Origin of the sequence: Cellulophaga sp. (assembly GCF_039943695.1) — a bacterium.
GTDB lineage: Bacteria > Bacteroidota > Bacteroidia > Flavobacteriales > Flavobacteriaceae > Cellulophaga.
Genome location: NZ_JBDVAA010000007.1, coordinates 13,291 through 32,084, shown reverse-complemented (window position 1 = coordinate 32,084; position 18,794 = coordinate 13,291). Strand labels below are relative to the sequence as shown.

Below are 18,794 nucleotides of genomic sequence, written 5' to 3'. Positions count from 1 at the left end.
AAACTATTACCATAGCCACCTACTTTTTCTCCAAAGTACTCATTAAAACTATTTGGGTTAAAGCCAAAACCATAATTAGGCATACCCATACCTCCCCAAACCTCTATGTGGTAACCTCTAGGGAAATCTAATTTTTTATTATCTAACCACCATGGCGAATATACGTGCATACCACCTACTCCGTCTTCGTTATACATTTTACGGTCCATCATAGCTGGTATAAAACCACCTCTACTGGCACCGGTAGAATCATGGAGATATTTACCTATTAAACCGCTGCTATTACCTAAACCGGCAGGGTGTTGTTCACTTTTAGAATTTAAAAGAATACGAGCAGAACTACAAGCAGAAGCAGCCATTACTACAACCTTACCTTTTAATCTATACTCCTTACGATCTTCTTTATTAATATATAATACACCGGTTGCTTTACCCTCATCATTGGTAGTAACCTCTCTAACCATAGAGTTTACAAACAAATCTATTTGTCCGCCATTATTTTGGGCCGGAAAAATTAAACAACTTCCAGAAGAGAAATCTGCATAGTACTGGCAAGATCTACCACATTGACCACAGTATACACATACGCCACGATCTTTGTTTACTTTTTTAGTTACCATAGACATACGAGCAGGAATTACAGGAACACCCGTTTTTTTGGCTCCATCCATATAATACAACTCGTGTAACCTAGGTTTTGGTGCAGGTAAAAAGAATCCGTCTGGCTCGTTTACCAAACCTTCTTTAGAGCCAAAAACACCAATTAACTTATCTACTTTATCGTAATACGGTTTAACATCATCATAACCAATTGGCCAATTATCTCCTAAACCATCTACATCTTTATGTTTAAAATCTCTTTCGCTAAAACGTAAAGAAATACGTCCCCAGTGGTTGGTTCTACCACCTAACATTCTAGATCTAAACCACGCAAATTTAGAACCGTTTTTTTGTGTGTAAGGTTCTCCTTCTATATCCCATCCTCCAAGAGCCATATCAAACTCTCCAAAATCTCTAACGGTATTTGCTCCTCTACGTGGAGACTCATAAGGCCATTTAAATTGTGTTTGTTGTTTAGGGTCTTTAGGATCAAAAAACGGACCTGCTTCTACTACAGCAACTTTAAGTCCGGCTTCAGACAAAACTTTGGTTGCCATACCTCCACCAGCACCAGAACCAACTATGATAACGTCATACATAGTTGAAGATTCTATTATCTGCATATTATTTTTATTTGAGTTAATTTGGTTAATTGCAATAATCAAAGTGGCTAATTAAGCCCTTTAATTTTATTTTTTGTTTGGTAATCTTCAAAAAACTGAAGTCACTAATTTAGAATTTTTAATTCTAATACAATTTAAAAATATGTTAATACGAGTAAATCTTTGTGTATTTATAGACGGATAACAAATTATCATCGACTAGCGTAAAAAAATAAAAAGCATTAGCAACTTACAATTTCTGCAGCATAAATTTAGAGTTATAGTCCCAAACAGTACCTATAATATTAGTCAACTTAAAAAAAAGACAACACATTTTGTAACAAGTTAGGAATAGGAACACTAACCTTTTATAGTTTATTTAACAAAATAATTATAAGGGTTACACTTTGTTTTAACGTCTTTTATTAAATACTCATTAAAAACTAACAAATTTAAAGAATGAAAAAAATTACAACATTACTTAGTTTATTTCTTTGCATTGGGTTAAGTGCCCAACAGCTAGATTTAAACCAACCATTGCCTGTAAACACTAAATTTAAAAAAGGTGTTTTACCTAATGGAATGACCTATTATATATACAGTACAGATGTAACCAAAGACGTTGCCAGTTACTATATTATACAAAATGTAGGATCTGTTTTAGAAAAAGATAACCAACAAGGTTTAGCTCACTTTTTAGAACATATGGCCTTTAATGGCACAAAAAACTTTGCTGGCAAGGGAATTTTAAACACCTTACAAAAACACGGTGCTGTATTTGGAAGAGACATTAATGCTTACACAGGTTTTGATGAGACTGTTTATAATATGGATAACATACCTACTAAAGATGGTTTAATTGATACTTGTTTATTAGTATTACATGATTGGTCTAATTACCTATTACTTACTGATGAAGAAATAGATGCAGAGCGTGGTGTTATTAAAGAAGAATGGAGAACACGCCAAAATGGTAGAATGAGGATTTTACAACAATCATTACCTGTTATGTTTAACAACTCCAAATACTCTAATAGACTACCAATTGGTTTAATGGACGTTGTAGAGAATTTTGAATACAAAGCTTTACGAGATTTTTACCACGATTGGTACCGTACAGACTTGCAAGCTATTGCAATTGTTGGTGATATTAACGTAGATGAAATTGAGCAAAAAATTAAAGATAAGTTTTCTAAAATACCTGCTGTTAAAAACCCTAGAGAACGTTTTTATGTAGAAATTCCAGGCAATAAAGAAATGCTATACAATATAGCTATGGATGAAGAAGTTTCTACAGCTGGTATAAGTTTTAGTATTAATCACCCTAAAAAAATAAAAGAGCAAACTATTGGAGATTTAAAAACATCTCTTTTAAGAGGTATGGCTACATCTATGGTCTCTACAAGACTTAATGAAATACAGCAACAACCAAATGCTACCTTTTTAGCTGCTAGAGTAAAATTTGGAGAAAAAGCTAAATTAAATAACGACTTTTCAATTGATATTACTCCTAAACCAGGACAGCAACAAAATGCTTTTGCTGAAGTAATGAACGAAGTTAATAGAGCTTTAAAATTTGGTTTTACAAAAGGAGAAATAGATCGTATAAAAAAACAATACGTTAACTATTATGAAAATGCAATTAGTAAAGAAGATGATACGTCTCACGGACAATTAATAAATGCTATAAAGGCAAATTATTTATCTAAAGAAACTATTACCCCTATTGCAGAAGAATATAAAATTGTACCAGCAATATTTGCATCTGTTACTAAAGAAGATTTTAATAATACTTTTAAAGCCCTATACACCAAAGAAAACAGAACGCTAAGTGTTACTGGTGTTAAAGGAAAAAACAATCTTACAAAAGAAGAAGGATTGGCTATTATTGCTGCTTCAGAAAATAATAATGAGTTAACTGCTTATACTGATAAGTTTAGTGGCAAAACATTAATCTCTGGTGTAGATATTAAAGCGGGTAGTATTGTATCTGAAGAAGAAAATAAAAATACAGGAGCTACAATATTTACATTAAGCAACGGTGCTAAAGTGTATTACAAATTTGCAGACAAAAATAAAAATGACGTTAAACTAACTGCCACTAGTTATGGTGGTACATCTTTATTAAATACAGAGGATTTACCGTCTGCAAATATTATGGGGAACATAGTACAAATGTCTGGTTTAGGAAGTTTTTCTGCTACAGAATTGCCAAAAGTACTTGCAGGTAAAACAGCTAGTACAAGTGTTAACTTATCTAGCTTATCAGAAAGCATTAGTGGTTCTTCTACAACTAAAGATGTAGAGACTATGCTACAAATGGTTTATTTACGTTTTGAAAAACCAAGGTTTGATGAAGATGCGTACAAAGTTTTACAAGGTAACATTACCAACTATTTGGCACGTAAAAGCAAAGACATAAATTCTAAAATGCAAGATAGCGTTACCGTAACTTTATACGGTAATAACAATCCTAAAGTTCGTCTTATGGACAAAGCTTATATGGAAGATGTTACGTTTAATAAAATGAAATCTGTTTACTTAGATAGATTTAAAAATGCTGCTGATTTTACTTTCTTTATCGTTGGCGATATTCAAAAAGATGCTTTAAAGCCGCTATTAACTAAGTATATTGCTAGTATTTCTGCCAGTACAACAAGAGAAAATTACAAAGTAGATCCTAATGTTTGGGTAAACAATAGTATAGACAAAGATATCTTCTTAAAAATGGAAGACAAAAAAGGTTCTATTAGAATTGGGTACAAAAACAAAATGAAATACAGCATAAAAAATGCTATTTTAGCTAGTGCTTTAGGAGATATTTTACAGTTAAGAATTACAGAAACCGTTAGGGAAGCAGAAGGTGGTGCATACTCTCCAAGAGCAGGTGCTAGCTTTAGTAAAAGACCTGTATCTGAAGGTTCTATTTCAGTTAGTTTTGATTGTAATCCTGACAAAGTAGACCAACTAATTAAAATTGTACATACTGAAATTAAAAAAGTTGCTGATGGTAAAATTAACCAAGTAGACTTAGACAAAACCTTAACCAACTTTATAAAAGAACGTAAAGAATCTAAAGATTATAATAGGTATGATATGAGCCTATTACAAAATTATGTTTTGGAAGGTTATAATATGAACGATCCTAAGAATTTTGAAAACATTGTAAACTCAATTACAGCTAAGGATGTTCAAAAATTTACTAAAACATTATTAAAAGGCGCAAAAACTTACGAGATTGCGTTTAAACCAAAATCATAATAATACCAAATAACTATTTATGAAAAAATCATTATATACATTAAGTCTTGCTGTAATTAGCTTAGCAGCCTGCAAAACAGAAAAACCTGCCCCAATAGATTATGCTATTGTTAGCGGAAAAATTACCAATGCAAGTAACACAGAATTATTAATTGCAAGCTATAAAGACAGGAGTGCTATAGATACTTTAACAATAGCTGCAGATGGTACTTTTACAGATACTATACAATCACCTAAGGGTCAGTATGCATTAGTTAACGATAAAAATAGAACTAATCTTTACTTAGAAGAAGGTTTTAATTTAGCTGTTAATGCAGATGCTAATAATTTTAATAAGAGTGTAACTATTACAGGTAATGGTTCTGCAGAAAATAATTTCTTTAAGAGCAAAAGCGAAAAAGAAGCTAGTTTTAGAGGAGGAGACAACCCTTATACTTTAGAAGAAGTAGCTTTTAAAGAGAGAATGACTAATCAAAAAAATGCTATTAACTCATTAATTGATAGTACCAAAGGGTTATCAGAAAGTTTTAAAACGGCACAAAAAAAAGATGCTAATTATAGCTACCTACTAAACTTATCTAATTATGAAAGTTATCACCAGCACTATGCTCAAAAGCCTGACTTTAAAGTTTCTGAAAACTTTTTAACTGAGTTAAATGCTGTTGACTTAACTAACAAAGAAGATTTTAATAACTCTACTTCTTACAAATCTTTAGTAGGTGCACACTATGGCAAAATTGCAGGAGAAAAAGCAGAGAAAGATTCTATGTCTTATGACCTTGCTATGTTAAAAACAATTGCACCTATAGAGTCAGAGGTTATTAGAAATGGTTTATTAAAAGAATCTGTTTTTGGAATTACAGTTACAGAAAAACTAGATGAGTATTACACTACTTTTATGGCAGCATCTACAGATGAAGATCAGAAAAAAACAATAAAAGAGTATTACACTAAATTAAAAGCTGTAGAAAAAGGCAATCCTTCTCCTAAGTTTGTTGGTTATGAAAACCACGCTGGTGGCAAAACATCTTTAGAAGACTTAAAAGGAAAATATGTATATATAGATGTTTGGGCTACGTGGTGCGGACCTTGTTTAGCAGAAATCCCTGCTTTAAAAGAAACAGAAAAAGCATACCACGGTAAAAACATAGAGTTTGTAAGTATTTCTGTAGATAGACCAGATGCTTATAATAAATGGAAACAAATGGTTGTTGACAAAGAATTAGGTGGTATACAACTAATCGCCGATAATAATTTTGAATCTAACTTTATACAAGACTACGTTATACAAGGTATTCCTAAATTTATTTTATTAGATACAGAAGGTAATATTGTAAATGCAAATGCTCCTAGACCATCTGACCCTAAGTTAAAAGAAGTTTTAAATAGCCTGTTGTAATACAGTAAACTATACACTTTAAAAATAAAAATCATCTTGGTAAATTATCAAGATGATTTTTTTTATTATATATTTTTATTTTTTTGTCACCCAAACCACTTGTAATCTACTCTTATATTAACAAAGCGTAAACTTAACTTTAAAATATTAACCAAATTTAACAACATTAAAGTAAGGGTTCTTTGTTATTTTTACGTCTTAAATTATATATCCATAAATATTATATTTTGAACAAACGTACTTTTTATTTTCTCCTAGTTATTTTTACTACTATTTTTAGTAGTAATGTAAAAGCACAGATACTAGATCCTGTTAGTTGGTCTACATCTGTAGAAAAAATTTCAGAAACAGAATACGACTTAGTAGTAAAAGCTACTATAGATGGTTCTTGGCATTTGTATTCTCAACATTTAGAAGAAGGCGGACCCGTGGCTACTGAATTTACTTTTGCAGAAAGTGAGGACTATACATTAGTAGACTCACCAACTGAAGAAGAAGGACATTCTGCTCCAGAACCTGCTTTTGATAATATGATGGTTAAATATTTTGAAAACTCTGCAACATTTAAACAACGTATAAAACTTGTTAACAAAGAGTTATCTATTGTAAACGGAGAAGTAAGTTATATGGTTTGTAATGACTCTAAATGCTTACCTCCAACTTACAAAGACATTGTATTTAATATAAAAACAGAAAAAACTCCTGCAACAACAGAAGCTAAAAAAGACGAAGCTAATACTAGTAAAGAATCTAAAGAAAAAGATAGTTCTAAAAAGGGGTTATTTTCTATATTCTTTTTAGCATTTTTATCTGGGTTTGCAGCCTTGCTAACTCCGTGTGTATTTCCTATGATACCTATGACAGTTAGTTTCTTTACAAAACAAAGTAAAACTAAAGCTAAAGGTATACGTAATGCAGTTATTTATGGCCTTTCAATTATTATAATATACCTTTTATTAGGTATTATAGTTAGTGCAGTTTTTGGTGCAGATGCATTAAATGCGCTTTCTACCAATGTATGGTTTAATGTTATTTTCTTTTTACTATTATTAGTATTTGCAGCATCATTCCTTGGAGCTTTTGAAATTATGCTACCAAACTCATGGGCAAATAAAGTAGACAAACAAGCAGACCGTGGTGGTTTGGTTGGTATTTTCTTTATGGCTCTTGCTTTAGCTATAGTTTCGTTCTCTTGTACAGGTCCAATTGTTGGTACATTGTTAGTACAAGCCGCTTCTGGTGGTAGCCAAATAGGGCCAATTGTAGGTATGTTTGGTTTCTCTTTAGCAATTGCATTGCCATTTGCGTTATTTGCAGCTTTCCCTGGTTGGTTAAACTCTTTACCTAAATCTGGTGGCTGGTTAAACTCTGTAAAAGTTGTTTTAGGGTTTTTAGAACTTGCATTAGCATTTAAATTTTTATCTAATGCAGATATGGTTTTACAAATGCATTTATTAGAGCGTGAAGTATTTATAGCAATATGGATAGCTGTTTTTGGAGCCTTAACTTTATATTTATTTGGAAAATTACAATTACCACATGATTCGCCTTTAAAACATATTTCTGTAGGTAGATTAAGTTTAGGTTTGGTAACATTGGCATTCACAATTTATATGATACCTGGTTTATGGGGAGCTCCATTAAACTTAATTAGTGCTTTTCCCCCACCACAACATTATAGTGAGTCTCCTTACGGTGTTGGTAATATGCAAAATGGTGGTGGCGCAGCTACACATACTCAAGAAATACCGGAAGGTGCACATTTAATGGCGCCCCATAACATACTTGCTTTTAATGACTATGAAAAAGGATTAGCTTATGCTAAAAAAGTAAACAAGCCCGTTATGATAGATTTTACAGGTCACGCTTGTGTAAACTGTAGAAAAATGGAACAAAACGTTTGGGTAAAAGACAACGTATTAGATGTTTTAAAGAATGATGTTATTTTGATTTCTTTATATGTTGATGAAAAAATTAAGTTTGAAGGCGAAGCTCCTGACTCTAAATTACGCCCTGGAAAAAAGCTACGTTATACTGGTCAGCAATGGAGTGAGTTACAACAAATACGTTATGGCACAAACGCCCAACCATATTACGTTCTTATAGACCATGATGAAGAAAATTTAAATGCCCCAGTTGCTTATACACCAGATGTAACTGAGTATCACAACTGGCTAAAAGAAGGAGTTGGTAATTTTAAATCTAAAAAATAATTGGTATGCATTTTGCAAACCTAAAGTATAACCTTAAAAAAATACAATGAAAAAATACATTTTAGCAGCCGTAGTTTTAATGATTAGTATAAGTTCTTATGGACAAATATTAGAGCCAGTAAAATGGACAACATCAGTAAAAAAAATATCTTCAACAGAGTACGATTTAATTGCTACCGCAACAATAGATGCTGGTTGGCATTTATATTCTCAAAATGTTCCTGAAGGCGGGCCAATAGCCACTACTTTTATTTTTGAAGAAGGTAGTAACTATAAACTATCTGGAAAAACAATAGAAGAAAAAGGACATACTGTAGATGACAAAATGTTTGATATGAAAATTACATATTTTGAAAGTAAAGCAAAATTTACACAACGTGTTAAATTAGCAAAACCAGGAAAAACAAATGTTATTGCAGAAGTAGAATTTATGGTTTGTGACGACACTAGATGCTTACCTCCTACTTACGTAGATTTAGATTTTGTAATACAGTAAAAAATAATTCACAAATAACTTTTAAAAAGAGAGTAGCCAATTGGCTACTCTCTTTTTTTTTACAAAAAACTCAATTTAGTTGGCTAAAAGATTAACCATCATTTGCTACGGTCTTAAAATTTCTTAAATTTGCTTTTATACTAATTTTTATAGCATTTTAATTTATGGGAAGAGCGTTTGAGTTTAGAAAGGCACGTAAAATGAAGCGTTGGTCTGCAATGTCTAAAGCATTTACTCGTATTGGTAAAGACATTGTAATGGCAGTTAAAGAAGGTGGTCCAGATCCAGATTCTAACTCTCGCTTAAGGGCTATTATCCAGAACGCAAAGTCTGTAAATATGCCTAAAGATAACGTAGAGCGTGCTATTAAAAGAGCATCAGACAAAAGTTTAGGAGACTTTAAAGAAGTTCTTTTTGAAGGATATGCACCACACGGTATTGCTATTTTAGTAGAAACAGCTACAGACAACAATACAAGAACTGTTGCTAACGTACGTAGTTACTTTAATAAATGCAACGGTAATTTAGGTACTTCTGGTTCTGTAGAATTTATGTTTGACCATACTTGTAACTTTAGAATACCTGCTGAAGGTTTAGACCCAGAAGAACTAGAATTAGAGTTAATAGATTTTGGTGCAGAAGAAGTCTTTGTAGATGATGATGGCATTTTAATATATGCTCCTTTTGAAAGTTTTGGTGCCATACAAAAAGAATTAGAATCTAGAGAGTTAGAAATATTATCTTCAGGTTTTGAGCGTATACCACAAGTAACAAAAGCTCTTGATAATGAAGAGCACGTTGCAGAAGTAGAAAAGCTTTTAGAAAAATTAGAAGAAGATGATGACGTACAAAACGTTTATCATTCTATGCAAGAATAATATATTAAATACAATACAAAAGGCCTTCAAAATATTATTTTGGAGGCTTTTTTATATCAAACAACCACATTAGCAACTACCTATGAGCTAATGCAGCTTAATTAATAAAATATTAAATTACATCTAAATACATTTTTTGTAAGAAAATTAATACATTTACAACAGGTTTAATAACCTACTATGATTTTATATTAACCTATTAATTTTTAAAAATGAAAAAATGTATTACTTTTTTTTGGCTGTTACTTACTTCAATTATTTTAAACTCACAAAACCATAATTGGCAAAGAACAAACCCCGGAGGTGGTGGTTGGTTTGGGTCTATTGGAGTAAGCAAATCTGGCATTGTATTAGCCGGAAGTGATTTAAGTGGAGCTTATAGAAGCAAAGATGGAGGAAAAACTTGGGACGTTTGTGGTAACTCTAGAGGAATTAGTGGAACTCATATATCTGGTATGGGATTTCATAAAACTAAAGGTAATGTAATGTTTGTGGCCAGTAACGGACTTTACAAAACTACAAACGGAGGAGATTCTTGGAGAGTTGTGCTACCTGATGGTAACAAAGGATATATAAGTGATATTGAGTTTGGCACCAATAACCCATCTATAGGTTATGCTGCAAGACATCAAGGAAACTGGAACACTTTAAATGCAGAAATTTGGCGTACTGTTAATGAAGGAAATACTTGGAAAAGAGTAGATGTAGATTTACCTAATACTAGAATAATTAAAGTTGTAGTAAATCCTAAAAAAGCAAATGAAGTGTACGTTATAACAGGAAAAGGAAGACCTGTATGTGCTGTAGCAGATGTTTATAAAAGTACCAATGGAGGTAAAAATTGGAAAAACATAACTGCAAACAATAATTTTGGAGGATTTACAGAAGTAGCAGATTTTGCAATTGACCCAAATAATCCTAATACACAATACCTTACTGCTGTAAAAGCTGACTGTAGTAATAAATTCTGGACAGAAGGTTTAGATAGTAAGCTTTATAAAAGTACTAATGGCGGTAACTCTTGGTTTCAAATACAAGAAAGAGGAGGTATTATATTAATTAATCCAATAAATTCTAATGTTACAACTATAGACACTAGGGCTACTGCCACTTGGAATCCTCGTTCGGGAACTTGGGTCTCACAAAATAAGGGTACAAATTTCACAAAACTAGGAGATGTATCAACTTGGGAAACAGCATCTCAAGGAAATACACAAGGTACTTACGGCAGTATTGGCGATGGGTATAGTAGAACAATAGCACAAGACCCGTCTAATCCAAATAACTTATACTGGACAAATTCGCAATGGGTATTGGGATCCAAAGACGGAGGTAAAAAATTTACTGTAATGCACAGTAATAAAGAAGGAGCTAAAGATTGGCAAAGTACTGGGGTAGACAATTTGGTTAATATAGATGCAGAAATAAGTAAAAAAGACCCAAATTTAATTTACCTAGCACTTGCTGATATGGGTATATGGAGAAGCTTAAACAAAGGAAAAACTTGGGAGAACTGTAACACTGACGACGCAAAATACGGTTGGGGAAATGGAAGAGGTGGAAACTTTCATTCTATTGCATCAGACCCTTCTAGGTCTAATGTTGTTTGGGTTACTTGTAAAGAAGGTTACATACTTAAAAGCACAAACAAAGGAGAAAGGTCTAGTTGGGTAGAAAAAAATAAAGGAATTTTATCTAAAAAATATGTAAATGGCCTTTCTATTAATACAAAAAGCCCCGTTAGCAATAGAACCCTTTATGTAACAGCTAATGGAGATGTATATAGAAGTAAAGATGACGGAAATAATTGGTCTAGAGTATTACAAGGAAAATTTTGCAATCATACCCAAGTAGATAACTTTAACGGTAACATTGTTTATGCAGGAGGCACTAAAGGTTTATGGAGGTCTACAAACGGTGGGGACAATTGGCAGAAAGTAAATCAATTAAGTGATTTACCAAGTAATAATAATAATGATTTAGACATTAGAATTAAATCATATAAAGGGATTAGTGATATTGTTACAGATCCAAACAATGCAAATTGGGTATATGTTGTAGTAACAGGTTTTGGAGAAAACAGAGGTTTATACCGTAGTAAAAATAAAGGAAACAGCTGGGAAAAAATTCTTACGGATAAGTATATGAGAAAAGTAGCTATTATGCCAAAAAACTCAAATATTATTTATGCTACATCTTCAAGTGCCATTGGTTCTGGAGGATTACTTAACGGAAGTAATGGTATATGGTTTTCTAACAATGCCGGCGCTACGTGGACTAAACAAAATAATGGCGCTGCTTACCCTTTATTTAATGCCATAGACGTATCAAACGAAAACAAACCCTATGTTTTAGCTGGTTCTCAGGGTACAGGTTTTCAAAAAGCCGAAGTTGTATTGCCTAACACCAGAAGTTTAATTAATACTGGAGGTAATTTAGAATTAGAAAGTAGTACTCCTAAAAAGCTAACTATACACCCAAATCCTGTAGATAATATTTTATATATAACTGGATTATCAAAAAAAGAACACTTATTCAATATCTATAACTCAACCGGAATAGCTGTTATAAACGGAAGTATTGCTGTTGCAGAAGATATAACATCTTTAGATGTAAGTAACTTAAAAAAAGGTGTTTATATTTTATCTATTGATAATGAAACAATTCGTTTTTTAATTAAATAGATGAATTATATAAAATCTAATTTTATTTATAATTTTTACGCTAAATAAATTAAACATATTAAAAAAGCTGAACAATTTTAAATTGTTCAGCTTTACTTATTTTATTATCAATACAAAAACTACATATTATTTTTAACCCTGCCTTCTACTCCTTCAAAAAAAGCTTCGTAGGTTTTAAAATCTAATTCTGTATTATCTGTAGTACCTAGAGCTTCTGATATTTTTATTTCTTTTTTACCATAATCAAATGCCACCATAACTACAGGTACATTTGCTTGTTTTGCAATGTAATAAAACCCTGTTTTCCATTTAGAAACTTTACTACGTGTACCTTCTGGCGCTAAGGTTAAATGTATTTTGCTAGTGTTTTTTATCAAGTCTGCACAAGCATCAACAAAATTATTACTCTTTGTACGGTCTATTGGCATACCACCTTGCCATCTAAAATACCAACCATAAGGCCATTTAAACAAGCTTTTTTTTCCAACAAAATTAAACTCTTCATTAAGAACTCTACGTATAAGCAAGCCTAAGAAAAAATCTAAATTGCTAGTGTGTGGTACAACTATTACAACACATTTATCAATTTTTGGAAAAGACCCATTTAGAGTCCACCCCATTATTTTAAAATATATAAATTTAGCTATTGCGTGCATCATCAATCTCTCTTCTTAAAATTTATCTCTTTTTCTACCGCAAAAATACACTACTCGTTATCTAATTTATAAACGTAATGCATTTTTTTATCAATTAAAGATTTAGGAAGGTTTTTAAAAACCATATTCCTAATTATAGATCCAAAGCCTAAATGTGCTATTTTACCTGTTATCCAAGACTGGTTTACAATAGAAGAAACTTTTTTATAACGTACTTTTTGAAATTCTTCAAATGCATTTTTCGTTTTATTTTCAGCAATAATTTTAGCTAAAAAATAGGCGTCTTCAATTGCTTGCGCACCACCCTGCCCCATATTTGGCGTTGTAGCGTGGCCAGCATCACCTAACAAACATACCTTATCTGAATACCATTTTTTAATTGGTTTAAGATCTATAATGTCATTTCTAAGGATATTACTTGTTTCTGTATTCTCAATTAAATCTTTAACTACAGTTGTATAATCATTATACTTTTTAAGTAAATCCTCTTTTAAAGTCTCTCTATCATCCGTTAAAAATGGCTTACTCTTAACTACCGCAAACCACGAAGTTTTATCTTTAGAAAGCTTAGATATACCAAACCTTGTTTCTTTTCCCCATATTTCTAAACCACGATGATTAAATTCTTCTGGCAATTTATACTCTGTAACGCCGCGCCAACAGGTTTGTCCGCTGTATCTAATTTTACTTTCTGGAAATAGTTGTTTACGTATTACAGAGTTTATACCGTCTGCTGCAATTACAAAATCTACCGTAGTTGTAGTAGCATCTAAAAACTGAAGTTCTACTCCTTTATTAGTTTCTGTGTAACTCTCTAGACCTTTCCCCCAGCTAATATTAGAATTAGCTACATTTTTAGCCAGTACTTTTTGCAATTCTGCCCTATGTATAGCAATAGTAGAATAACCATACTCCTCTTTAGCTTCATCTTGTCTACTGTCTGTAAGTGGTTTTAAATCTGCTGTTGCTATTGTTATACGATCTATAGAGTTACCTGCATCTTTAATCTGATCTAAAATACCCAACCACTCATACACTTTTAGTGCATTTGGAGCCAACCATATTCCTGCTCCAATAGCATTAATACTTTCTGCTTTTTCGTATAAATGATACGGTATACCTAACTTTTTAAAAGCCAAAGCCGTTGTTAAACCTCCAATACCAGCACCTATTATAGCGTACATTTTATTTTATTTATAGTTATTTATAAAATTACTACAAAAAAAGCCGAAAGTGCATACACACTTTCGGCTTTTTTAAAATTATATAAAAGTCTATTATATTTTTGCGTAAATAGATCTTAATTTCTCTGGTGTTGCAGTTTTTTTCCAATCTTTACCTAAAGCATTTTCCCAAAGCGGCTCTAAGCTTAAGGCAACATTAATCATAGTTGTAAACTCATCTTCAGTAAGATCTTTACAAATACCAGTAGGTAAAGTAATATTATGTTTATCCATCATTTTATAAAACAATTTTACACCTTCAGGATAAAACTCTTCTAAATGATTAAACACTAAACAGTTTCCTATACCGTGTTTTACTCCCAATAAATAAGACAAACCGTAACTTAACGCATGTGCTACACCTACTTGTGAGTAAGCAATACTCATACCGCCGTGCCAAGATGCCATCATTAATTTGTCTCTAGACTCGTCTTCTGGAATATCTTTTAAATACACATCATTACAAAGCTCCATTGCTTTTTCGCCATAACTTTGACTAAATGCATTTAAAAAAGTACCTTCTAAAGACTCTACACAATGTATGTAGCAATCCATACCTGTGTAAAACCACTGATCTTTTGGTACGCCTTGTGTTAAATCTGGATCTAATACAACTTGATCAAAAGGAGTGTAATCTGAGTTTATACCCAATTTACGTTCTGGGCCTAATAATACTGTTGTTCTAGAAACCTCTGCACCTGTACCACTAATTGTAGGTACACCAACGTGATAAATAGCTGGGTTTTTAACCAAATCCCATCCTTGGTATTCTGCAGAACTACCTGGGTTGGTTAACATAATAGCTACAGCCTTTGCCATATCTAACAATGTACCACCACCAATACCTATAATACCAGAAGGCAACTCATTATACTCTGCTTTTATTTGTTCTACTAGAGCATCTACTTGGTACGTTTTTGGTTCAAATTCTGATGAAACAAATATAGTTTTATCATTCTCTACCAAAGGTATTCTGGCAGCTAACTCTTTGCCTTTAAAAACATCATCAATTAAAAAAATAAAAGGTGCATTAGCACTTTTACGTTTCAATTTTAAAATATCTCCTATTTGGCTAAAACTACCGTTCCCAAAAATTACTCTAGGTACCATTGGGAAATTTCTATATGTTGTCATAGTATTATATCTATTAAGTATGATAAGACAAATTTAAGCAAACCTATCTTGTTATATGAATTTCTTATTCTAAAAAAATGTTATTTTAAATAGTCCAAAATATCTTCAATCTTGTCTAAAGTTAAATAGGTATTAGATTCCTCTTCTTCTTTAGATACCGTTTCATGAACCCAAGTGGTATGAAAAGGAATGTGTACCGCTTGTGCACCCAGCTTAACAATAGGTAACACATCAGACTTTAAAGAATTACCAAGCATTATAAATTCTGATGTTTTAATTTGAAGGTGATCTAACAAGTTTTTATAGTTCTCTTCCTTTTTATCGCTTAAAACTTCTACGTGATGAAAGTATTTTTTTAATCCAGATTTTTCTAACTTTTGTTCTTGATCTAATAAATCTCCTTTAGTTAAAACTATTAATCTGTATTTAGACTGAAGCTTTTGTAAAACAGACTCAACACCTGGTAATAACTCTACCGGTTGCTCTATCATCTCTTTACCTATATCTAAAATTTTAGCTATTACAGAATTGTTTACTTTATTGTTAGACAGTTCTAAAGCAGACTCTACCATAGACAATACAAATGCTTTTATGCCGTATCCGTACCGACCTAAATTTTGCATTTCCATTTTAAAAAGCTCTTGATCTATTTTGTTTTTAGTCTCATACCCTTCTAACAGCTCTGCAAAACGTTCTTCTGCCTCTCTAAAGTACGTTTCATTAACCCAAAGCGTGTCATCGGCATCAAAACCAATAACTTTTATATTCTTATAGTCTACTTCCATTCTGCCTGTGCTCTTTCTAAATCCTCTGGCGTATCTATCTCTATACCAGATGTATTATCTACAATCATTTTTATTTTTTTACCATATTCTAAATAGCGTATACACTCTACTTTTTCTGATGCTTCTAAAGGCAACATTGGTAAATTATAAAAATCCATTAATGCAGATTTTCTAAAAGCATAAACACCTTTATGCTCGTAGTATTTAAGACCTACATTTTTTTCTCTAGGATATGGTATTGGAGAACGAGAAAAATACAGTGCAAAATTTCTGTTATCTACTATAACTTTTACAAAGTTTGGATCTTTAATATCTTCTTCATTTGTCATTTCAGACATAATAGTGGCCAGATCTATTTCTTTTTTATCGTCGTTTTTAAACACAGATAACAACTCTTCTAACCCTTCTTTTGGAGTAAAAGGCTCATCACCCTGAATATTAAAAACAATATCTACATCCATATTTTCTACTGCCTCAGCTATACGGTCGCTACCACACTCATGTTCTTTAACACTCATAATAGCCTTACCACCAGCTTCTGTAATGGTGTTGTAAATAGTATCGCTATCTGTAACAACAAAAACGTCATCAAACAAATTTGTATTTACAGCTGTTTCATAAGTTCTAACAATTACGGGCTTACCCGCTAAATTTTGCATTAGTTTACCTGGAAATCTAGATGCTGCATAACGCGCAGGAATCATTGCAATAATCTTCATGTATCTCTTTTTCTATTTTTTACGTTTGGGCATTAATTTTCTGTACATTCTAAAAATTAATGCTAGTATTATTACTACCAAAACAGCTCCAATTACAGGAGCTACAATGGTTGCTGTAGAAACAACCACAGCTGTGCCTGTTTCTACAGTTGCTACAATTGGGTTTGCTAAACCACCTGTTGTAGCCGTAGATGTTAATCTTGTTGCGGCAGAAGTACCTTTAATAGCGCTAGCTGTACCACCACCAGCAATAATTGCCAAGGACCAAGTTATAACTGGGTCTAAATTTGCAACTGTAGATACCATAACTGCGGTACCTGCAATTGCCGCCAAAGGTATGGCAGCAGAATCTAATATATTGTCTACCCAAGGAATAAAATAAGCAAAAATTTCTACTACTGTTGCTACTCCTAAAACTATTAAAGCCGGTAAGCTCCCAATCCAGTTCCAACTTTCATTTAGCTCCCATACACCAAAGTAAGAGGCTAAACTTAATGCAAATAAAGGTAAAAAGACTCTAAAGCCTACAGATGTAGCCAAGCCTATCCCTAAAAAAATACTAATAATGGTTTCTGATGTCATTTGTAATGGTTTTATTTGTTTAAGTTGCTCTTAAAAGCAGCTATATGGTTAGTTATACACATATATTGTACCAAAAATAGGCTATTCCCAATCAAGAAAAAAATCGTTCTTAAATCCTATTAAATACAATTGTTTTTTAGCTCTTGTTACTGCAGTATATAACCAACGTAGATAATCTTTATCTATACCATTAGGCAAATATGGTTGCTCTACAAACACAGTGTCCCATTGCCCGCCCTGACTCTTGTGACAAGTAATAGCATAGGAGAATTTTACCTGTAGCGCATTAAAATACTTGTTATTTTTAACCTTTAAAAACTTTTTATATTTAGAGGTTTCATCTGCGTAGTCTAGCATTACCTCTTGGTACAACCTATTACTTTCTTCATAAGGTAAAGATGGCGTTTCTGCATCTATAGTATCTAAAAGTAAAACGGTTTCAAAAGCTGGCATATTAGGATAATCCACCATTTTTACATTAACCTCTGCAAACCTAAAACCATATAATTCTTTTATTGCAAAAATTTCTAGTACCTCTAATATATCTCCGTTAGCAATAAAACCAGCCTCTGTGGTTGGTTTTATCCAGAAATAATTATTTTTAACTACCATCATATAATCACCAGTAGAAATAACATTTTCTAGGTATAAAATTCTGTTTCTAATATTTGCATTGTACAAATTTGCTCTTTTGTTAGAGCGCACTATAAAAGCTGTTTCTTCTTTTCCATTTTTAGAATAAGAATCTTCTATAGCTTCTAGAATGTCATTACCTTCTATTAAACGTACTATGTCTTTATACGGATTCACATCAAACTTAAAATCATCAAAAAAACTGCCGTGTAATTGCTCTCTTAAATTGGTGGCGTTCATTAAAATACCAGAGTCTTCAGCTTGCCTCATAACTTCATCTAGTTCTACCCTGGTTACATCTTTATTGTAATTTAAAGATAACCTGTCTTCATCCAAAGCCGGACTAATATCTAACCTAACAGGTGGTAATTGAGCCGTATCTCCTATTAAAACAAGTTTACAATTGTGTCCAGAATATACATAAGACATTAGATCATCTAGCAAAGATCCGTTTTCAAAAAGTTTAGAGTCAGTTGGTGCATCAGGTATCATAGATGCCTCATCTACAACAAAAATTGTGTCTCTGTGTTTGTTTGGTGCCAATGTAAACTGCACACCTCCCCCACTTTGCTTTTTAGGAAAATATATTTTTTTATGTATGGTTAAAGCCTTTGTATTTGCATAGTTAGACATAACTTTTGCAGCCCTACCAGTTGGAGCTAAAAGCACAGCTTTCATTTTTATATTCCACAAATTTGTAACTATAGTTCCAATAATTGTGGTTTTTCCTGTACCTGCATAACCTTTTAAAAGAAAAAGATTGTCCTTATTTTTAGATAATAAAAACTGAGAAAGCTTCTCTAAAGTGATGAGCTGCTTTAAAGTAGGCTCAAAAGGAAATTTTTCTTTTAAAATATTAAAGAATGATGTAGGGGTGGGTAGATTCATAAGTGTTCAAAGATAATGATGAAATTTAAGGTGAAATACTT

At 32.3% G+C, this 18,794-nt stretch carries 14 protein-coding genes; 6 read left to right on the top strand and 8 right to left on the bottom strand.

Annotation, left to right across the window (positions count from 1 at the left end; all coding sequences use genetic code 11):
* Nucleotides 1–1,223: GMC family oxidoreductase (locus ABJD66_RS00625; protein WP_348127057.1), on the bottom strand; the 1,223-nt coding region annotated here is incomplete at its 3' end.
* A gap of 438 nt (nt 1,224–1,661) precedes the next feature.
* Between ABJD66_RS00625 and ABJD66_RS00620 the strand changes: the two genes are divergently transcribed.
* From ABJD66_RS00620 to ABJD66_RS00595, 6 genes are all read left to right on the top strand, one after another.
* The gene (locus tag ABJD66_RS00620) at nt 1,662–4,463 is read left to right on the top strand and encodes an insulinase family protein (protein ID WP_348127054.1); all 2,802 of its coding nucleotides are present in this window, start codon (nt 1,662–1,664) and stop codon (nt 4,461–4,463) included.
* A 19-nt stretch (nt 4,464–4,482) separates the two neighbouring features.
* Nucleotides 4,483–5,862 carry a TlpA disulfide reductase family protein gene (locus ABJD66_RS00615; RefSeq protein ID WP_348127052.1) on the top strand — a complete coding sequence of 460 codons (1,380 nt, stop codon included), beginning with the start codon at nt 4,483–4,485 and terminating at the stop codon, nt 5,860–5,862.
* A 260-nt stretch (nt 5,863–6,122) separates the two neighbouring features.
* Nucleotides 6,123–8,075 (top strand): cytochrome c biogenesis protein CcdA, encoded by a 1,953-nt coding sequence (locus ABJD66_RS00610; protein ID WP_348127061.1) that lies wholly within the window; start codon nt 6,123–6,125, stop codon nt 8,073–8,075.
* Between the two features lie 46 nt (nt 8,076–8,121).
* Entirely contained in the window at nt 8,122–8,571 is a 450-nt protein-coding gene (locus ABJD66_RS00605; RefSeq protein ID WP_348127049.1) for a protein-disulfide reductase DsbD domain-containing protein, read from the top strand.
* A 164-nt stretch (nt 8,572–8,735) separates the two neighbouring features.
* Nucleotides 8,736–9,449: a YebC/PmpR family DNA-binding transcriptional regulator gene (locus ABJD66_RS00600; protein ID WP_100896281.1), complete on the top strand. Its 714-nt coding sequence runs from the start codon at nt 8,736–8,738 to the stop codon at nt 9,447–9,449.
* Between the two features lie 212 nt (nt 9,450–9,661).
* Complete coding sequence (locus ABJD66_RS00595; protein WP_348127045.1) at nt 9,662–12,133, top strand: T9SS type A sorting domain-containing protein; 2,472 nt, start codon at nt 9,662–9,664, stop codon at nt 12,131–12,133.
* A gap of 119 nt (nt 12,134–12,252) precedes the next feature.
* On the opposite strand, the gene ABJD66_RS00590 is transcribed toward ABJD66_RS00595, so the two are convergent.
* The 7 genes from ABJD66_RS00590 to ABJD66_RS00560 all read right to left on the bottom strand — a co-directional run bounded on the left by ABJD66_RS00590 (nt 12,253) and on the right by ABJD66_RS00560 (nt 18,753).
* Nucleotides 12,253–12,789 carry a 1-acyl-sn-glycerol-3-phosphate acyltransferase gene (locus ABJD66_RS00590; protein WP_198519470.1) on the bottom strand — a complete coding sequence of 179 codons (537 nt, stop codon included), beginning with the start codon at nt 12,787–12,789 and terminating at the stop codon, nt 12,253–12,255.
* 50 nt (nt 12,790–12,839) lie between these two features.
* On the bottom strand, nt 12,840–13,973 hold the full coding sequence (locus ABJD66_RS00585) for an FAD-dependent monooxygenase (RefSeq protein ID WP_348127042.1): 1,134 nt from the start codon (nt 13,971–13,973) through the stop codon (nt 12,840–12,842).
* A gap of 93 nt (nt 13,974–14,066) precedes the next feature.
* The gene (locus ABJD66_RS00580) at nt 14,067–15,146 is read right to left on the bottom strand and encodes an iron-containing alcohol dehydrogenase family protein (RefSeq protein ID WP_100896285.1); all 1,080 of its coding nucleotides are present in this window, start codon (nt 15,144–15,146) and stop codon (nt 14,067–14,069) included.
* Nucleotides 15,147–15,226: 80 nt separating this feature from the next.
* Nucleotides 15,227–15,931, bottom strand: coding sequence for an HAD family hydrolase (locus ABJD66_RS00575; protein ID WP_100896286.1), 705 nt, complete (start codon nt 15,929–15,931; stop codon nt 15,227–15,229).
* A complete protein-coding gene (gene kdsB / locus ABJD66_RS00570; protein ID WP_348127037.1) occupies nt 15,922–16,650 on the bottom strand; it encodes a 3-deoxy-manno-octulosonate cytidylyltransferase in 729 nt (242 codons plus the stop codon). Before kdsB ends, ABJD66_RS00575 begins: the two co-directional genes overlap by 10 nt.
* Before the next feature lie 12 nt (nt 16,651–16,662).
* On the bottom strand, nt 16,663–17,232 hold the full coding sequence (locus ABJD66_RS00565; protein WP_100896288.1) for a DUF4126 domain-containing protein: 570 nt from the start codon (nt 17,230–17,232) through the stop codon (nt 16,663–16,665).
* Between the two features lie 81 nt (nt 17,233–17,313).
* On the bottom strand, nt 17,314–18,753 hold the full coding sequence (locus ABJD66_RS00560) for an ATP-binding domain-containing protein (RefSeq protein WP_303542411.1): 1,440 nt from the start codon (nt 18,751–18,753) through the stop codon (nt 17,314–17,316).
* Nucleotides 18,754–18,794 lie beyond the last annotated feature (41 nt).